Here is a 12295-nt window from a genome sequence, read left to right as displayed (position 1 = left end):
TCATCCAGGTTTAGCCATGAACGATCAACTCCTCGGCGGTCGCCTCGAATTCCTGCGCCAGGCGGAGCGCCTCAAGGACGTACTGCGCAGTGCCCACACCTCCAGCGGTCGCCAGGAAAGCACCGCCGAGCACAGCTGGCGCCTGTGCCTGATGGCCTTGCTGCTGGAAGACCAGCTGGGCGAGCTGGACCTTTTGCAAGTGCTCAAGCTGTGCATCGTCCACGACCTGGGCGAAGCCATCCATGGCGACATCCCGGCGGTGCGGCAGGCGGCCCACCCGGACAAGGGCCAGCAGGAGCGCGAAGACCTGCAGACCCTCGCCAGTTGCCTCGATGCCCCGGCCCGCCAGCGCATGCTGGCCTTGTGGGACGAATACGAGAATGCCAGCTCGGCCGAGGCCCGGGCGGTCAAGGCCCTGGACAAGCTGGAGACCCTGATGCAGCACAACCAGGGGCGCAACCCGGCGGATTTCGATTACCGCTTCAACCTCGACTACGGCCGCCGCTACACTAGCGCCACGCCGCTGTTCCGAGCCCTGCGCGAACAGATCGACCACGACACGCGGCGCCACATCGACGCGGCCGGCTGAGCGCCGGTCCCTTCCTGAGAGTATCCGCAGCCCATGAACCCGATCCTGCGCGCCGAACGTCCCGGCGATATCCCGGCCATCGAACAGCTGACCCGCGAAGCCTTTCGCGATGCGCCTCGCTCCAGCCATACCGAGCAGTACATCGTCAACGCGCTGCGCAGTGCCGGCGCGCTGACCCTGTCCCTGGTGGCCGAGGAGGGCGATGCACTGCTCGGCCATGGATCGATCTCCCCGGTGGTCTTCAGCGGTGGCGAGCCCGGCTGGTTTGGCCTGGCGCCGGTGTCGGTAGTGCCGGAGCGCCAGGGCCAGGGGATCGGCTCACGCTTGATCCGCCAGTTGCTGGCGCAGTTGCAGGAGCAGGGCGCCGCCGGCTGCGTGGTGCTGGGCGACCCGGCCTACTACGCGCGTTTTGGCTTCAAGGCCGGGCAAGGACCGGTATTGCCCGGGGTGCCCCCTGAGTACTTCCAGGCGCTGGCGTTCCAGGGCCGTTGCCCGGAGGGCGAAGTGCGCTTTCATCCGGGTTTCGAGGCCCAGGGCTAGGGGCGCGGGGTTTAGAACAGCTCCTGCAAGGTGCGCTCCACGGCCGGGTTCGAGGCGGGCGCGGTATTCTCCAGCGCCGGTGCGCTCTCGCTCTTGAACAGCTCCATGGCCGTGTGCGCGGCGTCCGCGGGCGCGGCCGTGCCATCTTCCAGGTGGATGCGCCGGGTGACGATGCCCGGAGGTTCGGGCTGTGAGTAGGGGGCCTTGCCTGCCAGGGCCTGGCCCATGTAGTCCATCCAGATCGGCAGGGCGATGGTCACCCCCCATTCCCGGCGGCCCAGGCTTTGCGGCTGGTCGAAACCGGCCCAGACGCTGGTCACGTAGTCGCCGTTGTAGCCGGTGAACCAGGAGTCCTTGGCGTCGTTGGTGGTGCCAGTCTTGCCGGCGATGTCCGGTCGCCCCATGGCGGCGGCAGCGCGCCCGGTGCCGCGCTTGATCACGTCCTGGAGCATGCTGGTCAGCAGGTAGGTGGTGCGGCCGTCCACCACCTGTTCGGCCACGACGGCTGGCGCCGGATTGCGCGGGCTGGGGGCGCAGCTCGGGTTGGCGGCGAAGAGCAGCTGGCCGTTGCGGTCCTCGATGCGCTCGATGAGGTAGGGCGTGACCCGGTAGCCGCCGTTGGCGAACACGCTCCAGGCCGCGACCACCTCCATGGGCGTCACCGAGGCCGTGCCCAGGGCCAGGGACAGGTTGCGCGGCAGATCGTCGGCGGCGAACCCGAAGCGCCGGATGTAGTCGAGGGTCGGGTCGATGCCCATGGCCTGCACCAGGCGGATCGCGATCATGTTCCGCGAGCGATACAGCGCCTCGCGCAAGCGGATCGGGCCGAGGAAGGTGCGGTTCTCGTTGCGTGGGCGCCAGGCCGGGCCGGCGTAGTCGCTGCCCAGCACGATGGGCGCGTCGTTGACGATGCTCGCCGGGGTAAAACCGTTGTCCAGCGCTGCGGCGTAGATGAAGGGCTTGAAGCTCGAACCCGGCTGGCGCTTGGCTTGCAGCACCCGGTTGAAGTGGCTCTGCTGAAAGTCGAAGCCGCCCACCAGCGCACGGATCGCGCCATCTTCCGCTGCCACCGACACCAGCGCACCCTGGGCCTTGGGCACCTGGCTGAAGGCCGGTGGCTGTGCATCTTGCTGTTCGACGCGGATCACATCTCCCACCTTGACCAGGTCGGCCGGTCGCGCCGGGGCGCGGCCCAATGCGTTGTGGCTGATGAAGGGCCGGGCCCAGGCCATGGTCGACCAGGGCACGGCGTGTTCCCGGCCACTGCCATCGACGATCACCAGGCTCTGGTCCAGGACCTGGATCACCGCCACCGCCTTCAGGCCGCCCAGGGTCGGGTAGGCCTGCAGCGCTTGTGGCCAGTCCGGCCGCGGCGTGCCACGCAGCTGGGCCTCGGGGCCGCGATAGCCGTGGCGCCGGTCATACACCTTCAAGCCCTTTTGCAGCGCGCTGTTGGCCGCCGCCTGCAATGGCGCGGTGACCGTCGTCACCACCTGCAGCCCTCGGGTGTAGGCCTGTTCGCCGAAACGCTCGACCATCTGCGCCCGGGCCATCTCCGCCACGTAGGGCGCGTCCACCTCGGGTTCCGGTGCGTGGTAGCGGGCCGTGAGCGGCTCGGCCAGGGCTGCCTGGTAGCGCGCGGCATCGATGCTGCCCAGCTCGTGCATGCGCCCCAGGATCCAGTCCCGGCGCTGCTTGGCCCGGGTCGGGTTGTTGATCGGGTTGAAACGCGACGGCGCCTTGGGCAGGCCGGCGATCATCGCCGTCTGGGCCAGGGTCAGTTGCGCCACCGGCTTGCCGTAGTAGACCTGCGCGGCAGCGGCGATGCCGTAGGCGCGCTTGCCCAGGTAGATCTTGTTGACGTACAGGTTGAAGATCTCGTCCTTGGACAGGCTGCGTTCGATCTGCAAGGCCAGCAGGATCTCGGTCAGCTTGCGCGAGAAGGTCCGCTCCTGGCTGAGGAAGAAGTTCTTCGCCACCTGCATGGTGATGGTGCTGCCCCCGGAGCGCACATGCCCGCTCCTGGCCAGCTCCAGGGCCGCGCGCAGCAGCCCCGAGGGATCGACGCCGACGTGCTGGCGGAAGTTGCCATCCTCGGCGGCCATGAAGGCTGCGAGGAAGTCATCGGGGATATCGGCGTTGGCGATGGGAATCCGGCGGATCTCGCCGAATTCGGCGATCAGCTTGCCCTCGTGGCTGAGGATCTGCAGCGGCTCTTGCAACTGCACGTCCTTGAGCGTCGCCACATCGGGCAGTTGCGGTTGCAGGTACAGGTAGGTGCCGCTGGCGCCGAGCACCAGCAGGCTGGCGATGGCCAGGGCACACCAGCCCAGGTTCTTCAGTAGTCGCATCAAAGGTTCCTCGACTGCGGTTGGCGATGGGCCCGGCATGGGCCTCAAAGGGTTGCGCTGGCGGCGCGCCGTGGTTCGCCGAGCGCCGCCTGCTCCCCGGCGGCCGGCACGGCGTACTCGGCCTTGAGCCGGCCGCTGTCATCCAAGAGCCAGGCGTCCATCACCTGGCGCACCACCGGGCCTGCCACCCGGGCGCCGGCCTCGCCGTTCTCGATCATCACGGCGACCACGATGGCCGGGCGCTGGGCCGGGGCGAAGCCGACGAACAAGGCGTTGTCGCGGTGGCGTTCATGGGTCTTGGCGCGGTTGTAGCGTTCGCCCTGCTTGATCGCCACCACCTGGGCGGTGCCGCTCTTGCCGGCGATCCGGTACTGCGCGCCACGGGCCGCCCGGCGCCCGACCCCGCGTGGGTGGTGCATGACCATCTGCATGCCCTGGATCACCCGGTCCCAGGTCTGCGGGTCCTTGAGGCGGATGTCCGGCAGCGGCTGTGGGTCGGCCAGGGCCTGGCCGCCGACCGACAGCGCCAGGTGCGGCCGGTGCCAGATCCCTCGACTGGCGATCAGGCTGGTGGCCTGGGCCAGTTGCAGGGGGGTGACCTGCATGTAGCCCTGGCCGATTCCCAGGATCAGGGTCTCCCCGGGGTACCAGTCCTGGCGGCGGGTCGCGCGTTTCCACTCCGGGGATGGCATCAGCCCGGGCGACTCCTCGAACATGTCGATGGACACCCGCTGCCCCAGGCCGAACTCGCTGAGGTAGTCGTGCAGCCGGCGGATGCCCAGCTTGTGCGCCAGGTCGTAGAAGTAGGTGTCATTGGACCGCATGATCGCGTCGTACATGTCCACCCAGCCATCGCCGCCGCGATTCCAGTTGCGGTACTTGTGCCGGTAGTTGGGCAGTTCGTAGTAGCCGCGATCGAACACCCGCTGGCTCGGGGTGGTCACGCCGCTGTCGAGCCCGGCGACCACCACCATGGGCTTGATGGTCGAGCCGGGCGGGTAGAGCCCGCGCAGGACCCGGTTGAACAGCGGCATGTCGGCGGAGTCGCGCAGGGCGGCATAGGCCCCGGCACCGATGCCCTTGACGAAGGGGTTGGGGTCGAAGCTCGGACGGCTGACCATGGCCAGCACCTGGCCGGTGTCCGGGTCCAGGGCCACCACCGCGCCCCGACGTTCGCCAAGGGCCGCTTCGGCGGCGCCCTGCAAGCGCACGTCCAGGCTCAGCACGATGTCCTGGCCGGGCACCGGCGGCTGGCGACGCAGCACCCGCATGACCCGACCCTGGGCGTTGGTCTCCACCTCTTCGTAGCCCATGCGGCCATGCAGCGCCTCTTCATAGAAACGCTCGATGCCGGTCTTGCCGATCAACTGGCTGCGCAGGTACTTGGCCGGGTCGAGACGCGAGTATTCCTGTTCGTTGATCCGCCCGACATAACCCACCGAGTGGGCGAAATGTTCCCCCAAGGGATAGACCCGCGAGAACTGCGCCTGGACGTCCAGCCCCGGCAGGTGGAACTGGTTCACCGCGATCAGGGCGATCTGCCGCTCGCTCAGGTCCGGCAGCAGCATCAGCGGCTCGAAGGCCCGCCCACGGCGTTGCAGCAGCTTGGCGATCCGCGCCTGTTGCCCGGCGTCCAGGTCGAGGATCCGGCTCAGGCGGGCGATGACCGTTGCTACGTCGCCGGCCCGCTCGCGGGTGAGGAACAGGTTGAAGGTCGGTACGTTGCCCGCCAGCAGCACCTTGTTGCGGTCATACACCAGGCCCCGGGGCGGCGGGATCGGGCGCAGGTGGATACGGTTCTTCTCGGACACCGCCACCTGGTAGTCGTGTTGCGTCACCTGCAGGACGTACAGCCGGCCCACCAGCGCGCAGGTCAGGACGATCACCAGCACGGCGCTGGCGATGATGCGGCGGTTGACGATCCGCTGGTTGCCGGCCTGATCGTGGAACGGGGTGTGCTCTGGCATCGAAGACTCTTGGGGCTGGGCAGTGACCGGCCAGGCGGATGGCCGGCCAGCATGGGGAACATTGGCGGTGGTCGCCGGGGGCAACCACGATCGTGGGTCGGAGCGCGGCGGGCCGTGGCGGTGGACGGATGCGCACAAGCATGGACATGGGCTGGCCTCAGCCCGGGTCCGGGGCGACCTGATTCAGGCGCAGGGTCTCGGCCATGATCCGGCTGAACAAAGGCGCCGCTACCAGGCCGCCGAAGAAACCGTGCTGGCGCGGGTTGTCCACCACCACCACGATCACGTAGCGCGGCGCGGCAGCCGGGGCGAAACCGGCGAACACCGCCCGGTAGGAGCGCGCCAGGTAGCCCTGGACTCCGGCACCGGTCTTGCGCGCCGTGCCGCTCTTGCCGCCCACCTGGTAACCCGCGACCCGCGCCCGGTAGATACCCCGTGGCCCCTCGACCACCTGCACCAGCATGTCCCGCACGCGGTTGGCCACCTGCGGCGCCATGGCCTGCACGCCCTTGGGCGGCGCCGATAGCCGCAGCAGCGACAAGGGCAGGCGGACGCCACCGTTGACCAGGGTGGCGTAGGCCCTGGCCAGTTGCACCGCGCTGACCGAGAGGCCGTAGCCGTAGGCGAGGGTAGCGGTTTCGCTCGGGCGCCAGGTTGCCCGGTTGGGCAGCACGCCGAGCCGTTCGCCGGGAAATTCAAGGCCCGTTGCCTGGCCCAGGCCCACCCGTTGCAGCAGGTCATGGATGCGTGGTGCGCCGATGTCGAAGGCCACCTTGCTGATCGCCACGTTGCTCGAGCGCACCAGGATGCCGGTCAGGTCCAGGGTTTCGCCGGCGGTCCTGGAGGCATCGCGGATGGTGTAGCGGCCGACCTTCAGGGTGCCGGTGTCGACGTGCACGCTGTCGCCGGGTTTCCAGCGCCCGCTTTCCAGGGCCGCCGCCACCGAGAACGGCTTGATGGTCGAGGCTGGCTCGAACACGTCCACCACGGCGCGGTTGCGCATCATTGCCGGGCTCAGTTGTGCGCGGTTGTTGGGGTTGTAGCTGGGCTGGTTGGCCAGGGCGAGGATCTCCCCGGTCTTGACGTCGAGGATCACCACGCTGCCGGCATCGGCGCCGTTGTCCTCGATGCCCTGGTGCAGCTCGCGATGGGCGATGTACTGCAAGCGCAGGTCCAGGGACAGCGCCAGGTGCTGGCCGGGTCGGGCCGGACGGGACACGCCCAGGTCCTGGATCAACTGCCCACGCCGATCCTTCAGCACCCGTTGCAAGCCATCGTGCCCGCGCAGCAGTGGGTCATAGGCGAGCTCGATGCCCTCGCTGCCGCGGTTGTCGATATCGGTGAAACCCACCACATGGGCCGCCGTCGCCCCGGCCGGGTAGAAGCGCCGCGACTCTTGCACGGCGTGCACGCCGTCGATCTTGAGCGCTTGCACCTGTTGCAGCATGCGCTCGGCGACTTGCGGTGCCAGGCGCCGATGCAGGTAGAGAAACGCCTTGTGGCGATTGCCCAGCAGCAAGGCCTCCAGGCGGGCTGGCGGGATTTCCAGGGCCTGGGCCAGGGCCGGCCAATGCGCGCGTTGTTCGAGCAGCTGCCGGGGGTTGGCCCACAAGGTGGTGACCGGGGTGCTCACCGATAGCGGCTGGCCGTTGCGGTCGGTGATCAGCCCCCGGTACGCGGGCAGGCCGATGTGCCGCAGGCTGCGGGCATCGCCCTGCTTGATCAGGAAGGCCTTGTCGGTCACTTGCAGTTGGATGATCCGCGCGCAGATCGCCAGGGCCATGCCGGCGACGATGGCCACGGCCAGGCTGAAGCGCCAGGGCTGGCGGGTGGTTGATGCTGGAGTCATGGGGCAGTGCTTTGCAGGCCCGCGGCGGGCAGTCGATGGCTTGAAGAGGTCGTACACGGCGGGTCCAGCCGTGGCGTCATTCGGTTAACCAGGCAGGGCTGGGGATGTGCAGCAACTTGAGGATTCGGGCATTGAGGCTGCCGGTCAGCGGCAACTCGCAGTCCATCTGGAACAGGAAGATCGCCTGGGCGGTCTGTTCACCTGCCACGCCATCGACCAGGCCCTGGTAGTAGTCCCGTGCGGCCAGCGCCCGTTGCAACTGGCTGATGACCTGCTGGCCGGATGCCGAGCCTGGGGCCTCCTGCATGCAGTGTGGCTCGGGCGCTGAGCAGGGGCCGGCGGTATCCGTTCCCGTTTCCTGGCTCGCCAGCGTTGCCGTCAACGCCCCGGCAGGCACCACCAGCAGCAGGGCCAAGGCCGCCAGGGCTGCGCCGTGCTTGGCATGCTGTTTCATGTCTAGTCCCCTGGTATCCGTCGTGCCTCCCTGGCGCCCATCGGGCCCGGGTTGCACCGGCTGCGGATATTCCTGTGTCGCTTGAAAAGCCTTATCGCTCAATCGCTTAGTGGGCGATAAAAGGTTATGGGGGACATTTTAAGAAGGCTAGAATATAGAGCAACGCGCTATATGGGCTATCTGATATGAATCCAGTTGATATCGAAGCGGTGGACCTCAACCTGCTTCGGGTGTTCGTCGCCTTGATCGAGGAGGGCGGGGCCAGTCGCGCCGCCATTCGCCTTGGGGTCACCCAGCCGGCGGTCAGCGCCGCCCTCGGGCGCCTGCGGGACATCTACGGCGATCCGCTGTTCGAGCGCACCGGCCGTGGCCTGCGCCCGACTACCCGGGCCAATGAGCTGGCGCCGCTGATCGGCGAGGCCATCGATCGTTGCCGCCTGGCCCTGAGCCTGTCGGTGGGCGGCCGGGAGACCCGTGGCCGGACCATCACCATCGGCCTTTCCGACGACAGCGAAATCGCCCTCGGGCAACAGATCCTGGCGGCGGTGGAGCAGCGCCTGCCCGGGCTGCGGATCATCTTCCGCCAGACCCACAGCGGCGTGGTGCAGGACATGCTCATGGGCCACAAGGTCGATATCGCCATCAGCGCCGGCGGCTTCTCGTCCCAACTGGTGACCCGTACCCGCCTGGGCCGGGGCAACTACCTGTGCATCGCCGATGCCCACAACTCGATCCCCCAGAGCGCCGCAGACTACGCGGGGCGCCCGCACCTGCTGGTGTCCTCGGCCGGCTACGTGGGCGTCGTCGACGAAGGGCTGAACGCCGCCGGCTACAAACGCACGGTCAAGGTCTCGACCTCGCACTTTGCCGCCGTGCCGTTCCTGCTGGTGGGCTCCAGCCTGATCACCACAGTGCCGACCCACGCCGCCCGGGCGATGGCGCGGATCACCTCGTTGCAAACCTTTCCCTGTCCCGTGCCGATGCCGTCCTACGAGCTGGAGATCGGCATGCGCGTGGGCAGCAAGCACGATGAAGCGATGCAGGTGGTCAAGGCCCTGATCCTGGATTGCATCAAGGAGCATTTTTTCCTGCAGTGAGTAGCGGGGGCGGGGCCAGGGGGTTCAGCCGCGGTATCTCAGGGCCTCGACCAACGCAGAGAATGCCGGCGAGGCCTGGCGCCGGTTGGGGTAGTACAGGTGGTAGCCCTGGAACACCGGGCACCAGTCGGCCAGGACTTCCACCAGCCGGCCATCGGCCAGGTACGGCGCGACCAGTTCTTCCGGCACATAGCCCAGGCCCAGGCCATCAACGGCGGCATTGAGCACATGCATGATGCTGTTGAATACCAGCTGTCCATCGGCCTTGACCGTGAACGCCTGGCCATCGCGTTCGAACTCCCAGGCATAGATCGTCCCCGATGGCCGGTGACGAATATTGATGCATTCATGGCGAGTCAATTCATGGGGTGTTGCCGGTGGCCGATGGCTCGCCAGGTACTGGGGCGAGCCCAACACCGCCAGCCGCCAATCGGGACCGATACGTACCGCGATCATGTCCTTGCTGATCGACTCGCCCAGGCGGATACCCGCATCGAATCGTTCCTCGACCACATTGGTGAACCCGTAGTCGACGTAGAACTCCAGGGTGATGTCCGGGTATTGCCGCAGGAAGCCGGCAAGCATGGGGCGCACGCACAGCTCGATCTGATCGTCGGTGCAGGAAATCCGCAGGGTGCCACTGGGCGTGTCACGCAGCTCGCCCAGGGCTTCCAGCTCGGCCGCGAGCTGCTCGAACAGCGGGGCGATCGAACGCATCAGCCGTTCTCCCGCCTCGGTCGGTGCCACATTGCGTGTGGTACGGGTTAGCAGACGGATGCCCAGCCGTTCCTCCAGGGTCCGGATCGTATGGCTCAACGCGGACGGGGTAACCCCGAGCCTGGCGGCGGCCCGGGTAAAGCTCTGCTCTTGTGCCACCGCGAGGAAGGCTTGCAGGTCATTGACTTTGGGAGAGGCCATTACTGAATTTTTCTCATAACTGCATAAAGATTATGCCTACTAATCAAGTTATCGCCGATGGGTCAAGCTCCGTTGACTGAAGTTCGAACGGAGCACTGACGATGAGCGAGACACCACTATCCCTGCTTGACGCGGACGGGGACTTTTGCCCTCAAGGGCTTGGGCGACGCGAGCTGGTAAAGACCGCAGGTGTCAGCATCGCCCTGAGCCTGCTGTCGGTTGCCGATGGTGCTGTCAGCGCCGCCGATGTGCGCTCGCCAGTCGACCTGCCGCAGGACGCTGCCAACTTTTATCAGAGTGACCAAGTCACCGTAGGTAGGGTGAGTTTCAGGAATTCATACAATCTCACCCTCGTAGGCAATCTGGTGATGCCCAAGCGGTTGGCCCATAGCGTCCCGGCGCCGGCGATCATCGTGGGCCACCCCATGGGGGCGGTCAAAGAACAGAGCGCCATGCTCTATGCCCAAAAACTGGCGGAGCGAGGTTTCGTCACCCTGGCGATCGACCTGCCGTTCTGGGGCGAGAGCGAGGGCCTGCCGCGCAATCAGGTAGCTCCGGAAATCTATGCCGATGCGTTCAGCGCAGCGGTTGATTACCTGGGCACCCGGGGTGATGTTGATCGTGACCGGATCGGTGTACTGGGGATCTGTGGCAGCGGCGGGTTTGCCATCAGTGCGGCCAAGATCGATCTGCGCTTGCGTGCCATTGCCACGGTGAGCATGTACGACATGGGGGCGGCGACCCGTCATGGCCTGGGCCATTCGGTCAGCGGCGAGCAGCGCCAGTCGAGGCTGGCCAGGGCCGCAGAGCAACGTTACGGCGAGTTTGCCAGCGCAACGATGCAGTTCCTGAATTACCTGCCGGCGCAGCTTGACCCGCAAACCGACGAGGTCACTCGGGAGTTCTGGGCGTTCTATCGCACGCCACGCGGCATGCATGTTCCCAAGGGTAGGACGCTGGAGCTGACGCAGAATCGGGCGCTGACCAGTGAGGTCCGATTCATGAATTTCTATCCCTTCAATGACATCCAGACGATTGCCCCACGCCCATTGCTGTTCATCACTGGCGATCGTGCGCACTCCAGGGAATTCAGCGAAGACGCCTACCGGCGTGCCGCCGAACCCAAGGAACTGGCTTGGGTTCCAGGTGCTGGCCACGTGGATCTGTACGACCGCGCGGGCCTGATTCCCTGGAACACACTCAGCTCTTTTTTCACCCGCCACCTGGCTCCGGTTGGTTGAAAAGCCTTGCCGACACACCCACCACTGGATGAGGTATGCCGATGACGGCTCAAGTATTCGATAGGCCGCCAGACGCAGCACTCGGCCGGTCTGGAACCCACACGCAGCCAGCCTGCTGGAGTGGCATCTGGGCGATGACGCTGTGCGTATTCGTGCTCATTGCTTCGGAGTTCATGCCCGTCAGCCTGCTGACGCCCATCGCCGCGGACCTGCATATCAGCGAAGGCCTGGCCGGTTACTGGATAGCCATTTCCGGCGTCTTCGCCGTGCTCACCAGCCTGATGATCCCCAGGTTGGCGGGCACGATGGATCGAAAGACGCTGTTGTTGCTGCTGACCGCCACCATGTGTGTATCAGGACTGGTTGTGGGCCTGGCGCCCAATTACGGGGTGTACTTATTCGGACGCGCCTTGATCGGCATCGTGATCGGCGGCTTCTGGTCACTGTCGGCGGCGACGGCCATGCGCCTGGTACCCGCGCCAAGCGTGCCCAGGGCCCTGGCGATCTTCAACGGCGGCAATGCGCTGGCCACTGTGGTGGCCGCGCCATTGGGCAGCTACCTGGGAAGTGTCATTGGCTGGCGAGGGACGTTCTGCTGCCTGATCCCGGTCGCGCTCATCGCCCTGGTCTGGCAATGGTTCAGCCTGCCCAGCATGAGGGTGGAGCCGGGGAGGGCGGCGGGCCCGGTCTGGCGACTGTTCAGCCGTCCCTTGGTGAGGTACGGGATGCTGGGTGCGGGGCTGTTCTTCATGGGGCAGTTCGTCCTGTTCACCTACCTGCGCCCGTTCCTGGAGATCGTTACCGGCGTGGACGTTGCCACGCTGTCGAGCCTGTTGCTGGTCATCGGCCTTTCGGGTTTTGCCGGAACCGTCGTGATCGGCGCGGTATTGAAAACCGGCCTATATCGTGTCCTGATCGGCATCCCGCTGCTGATGGCCGCCATTGCCCTGGCCCTGATTGTCCTGGGCAGTACAGTGCAAGCCGCTTTTGTCCTTCTGGCGCTGTGGGGCATGGTGGCTACGGCAGCGCCAGTGGGCTGGTGGTCGTGGCTGGCCGAGGTCTTGCCCGAAGATGTCGAAGCCGGTGGCGGCCTGATGGTGGCGGTGATCCAGTTCTCCATCGCGCTGGGCTCCACCCTCGGTGGCTTGCTGTTCGATGGCAGCGGTTATCGCCTGACCTTCCTGGCGAGCGCGATGCTGTTGCTGCTTGCAGCAGTTCTGGCCTGGTTGACCTCACGCCGGGCGCGGTAGGAGCGGGGAGAGTGGCCGGCCGTGTCCATGGCTTGCCCC

10 protein-coding genes are annotated in these 12295 nt (G+C 66.7%); 5 read left to right on the top strand and 5 right to left on the bottom strand.

Features of this window, described 5'->3' with window-relative positions; all coding sequences use genetic code 11:
- Window positions 1–16 precede the first annotated feature (16 nt).
- Together CAG11_RS25925 and CAG11_RS25920 are read left to right on the top strand one after the other, a co-directional pair.
- On the top strand, window positions 17–589 hold the full coding sequence (locus CAG11_RS25925) for an HD domain-containing protein (protein ID WP_085598772.1): 573 nt from the start codon (window positions 17–19) through the stop codon (window positions 587–589).
- 33 nt (window positions 590–622) lie between these two features.
- On the top strand, window positions 623–1129 hold the full coding sequence (locus CAG11_RS25920; RefSeq protein WP_085598769.1) for a GNAT family N-acetyltransferase: 507 nt from the start codon (window positions 623–625) through the stop codon (window positions 1127–1129).
- An 11-nt stretch (window positions 1130–1140) separates the two neighbouring features.
- Here CAG11_RS25920 and CAG11_RS25915 read toward each other — a convergent pair whose 3' ends face one another.
- The 4 genes from CAG11_RS25915 to CAG11_RS25900 form a co-directional block, all read right to left on the bottom strand.
- Entirely contained in the window at window positions 1141–3483 is a 2343-nt protein-coding gene (locus CAG11_RS25915) for a penicillin-binding protein 1A (protein ID WP_085598767.1), read from the bottom strand.
- 41 nt (window positions 3484–3524) lie between these two features.
- The gene (gene mrdA, locus CAG11_RS25910; RefSeq protein ID WP_085598766.1) at window positions 3525–5447 is read right to left on the bottom strand and encodes a penicillin-binding protein 2; all 1923 of its coding nucleotides are present in this window, start codon (window positions 5445–5447) and stop codon (window positions 3525–3527) included.
- Window positions 5448–5604: 157 nt separating this feature from the next.
- On the bottom strand, window positions 5605–7296 hold the full coding sequence (locus tag CAG11_RS25905; RefSeq protein ID WP_085598764.1) for a penicillin-binding protein 2: 1692 nt from the start codon (window positions 7294–7296) through the stop codon (window positions 5605–5607).
- Between the two features lie 76 nt (window positions 7297–7372).
- A complete protein-coding gene (locus CAG11_RS25900; RefSeq protein ID WP_085598762.1) occupies window positions 7373–7750 on the bottom strand; it encodes a peptidoglycan-binding protein in 378 nt (125 codons plus the stop codon).
- A gap of 185 nt (window positions 7751–7935) precedes the next feature.
- Here CAG11_RS25900 and CAG11_RS25895 point away from each other — a divergent pair, with 185 nt between their 5' ends.
- Window positions 7936–8847, top strand: coding sequence for a LysR family transcriptional regulator (locus CAG11_RS25895; protein ID WP_085598760.1), 912 nt, complete (start codon window positions 7936–7938; stop codon window positions 8845–8847).
- Between the two features lie 24 nt (window positions 8848–8871).
- On the opposite strand, the gene CAG11_RS25890 is transcribed toward CAG11_RS25895, so the two are convergent.
- Window positions 8872–9765: a LysR family transcriptional regulator gene (locus CAG11_RS25890; RefSeq protein WP_085598758.1), complete on the bottom strand. Its 894-nt coding sequence runs from the start codon at window positions 9763–9765 to the stop codon at window positions 8872–8874.
- Between the two features lie 203 nt (window positions 9766–9968).
- Here CAG11_RS25890 and CAG11_RS25885 point away from each other — a divergent pair, with 203 nt between their 5' ends.
- Both CAG11_RS25885 and CAG11_RS25880 read left to right on the top strand, forming a co-directional pair.
- Window positions 9969–11006, top strand: a complete 1038-nt coding sequence (locus tag CAG11_RS25885) for an alpha/beta hydrolase (RefSeq protein WP_371857938.1) — start codon at window positions 9969–9971, stop codon at window positions 11004–11006.
- 134 nt (window positions 11007–11140) lie between these two features.
- On the top strand, window positions 11141–12256 hold the full coding sequence (locus CAG11_RS25880) for an MFS transporter (protein WP_256578800.1): 1116 nt from the start codon (window positions 11141–11143) through the stop codon (window positions 12254–12256).
- Window positions 12257–12295: the final 39 nt, after the last annotated feature.

It is taken from the genome of Pseudomonas sp. B6(2017), assembly GCF_002112765.1.
GTDB classification, from domain to species: Bacteria; Pseudomonadota; Gammaproteobacteria; order Pseudomonadales; family Pseudomonadaceae; genus Aquipseudomonas; species Aquipseudomonas piscis.
This window is presented reverse-complemented; position numbering and strand designations above follow the sequence as displayed.

Bases quoted from the DNA above. Each gene is read 5' to 3' on its own strand.
- CAG11_RS25925 (WP_085598772.1), top strand. From the start codon at position 17: ATGAACGATCAACTCCTCGGCGGTCGCCTCGAATTCCTGCGCCAGGCG.
- CAG11_RS25920 (WP_085598769.1), top strand. From the start codon at position 623: ATGAACCCGATCCTGCGCGCCGAACGTCCCGGCGATATCCCGGCCATC.
- mrdA (WP_085598766.1), bottom strand. From the start codon at position 5,447: ATGCCAGAGCACACCCCGTTCCACGATCAGGCCGGCAACCAGCGGATC.
- CAG11_RS25905 (WP_085598764.1), bottom strand. From the start codon at position 7,296: ATGACTCCAGCATCAACCACCCGCCAGCCCTGGCGCTTCAGCCTGGCC.
- CAG11_RS25900 (WP_085598762.1), bottom strand. From the start codon at position 7,750: ATGAAACAGCATGCCAAGCACGGCGCAGCCCTGGCGGCCTTGGCCCTG.
- CAG11_RS25895 (WP_085598760.1), top strand. From the start codon at position 7,936: ATGAATCCAGTTGATATCGAAGCGGTGGACCTCAACCTGCTTCGGGTG.
- CAG11_RS25890 (WP_085598758.1), bottom strand. From the start codon at position 9,765: ATGGCCTCTCCCAAAGTCAATGACCTGCAAGCCTTCCTCGCGGTGGCA.
- CAG11_RS25880 (WP_256578800.1), top strand. From the start codon at position 11,141: ATGACGCTGTGCGTATTCGTGCTCATTGCTTCGGAGTTCATGCCCGTC.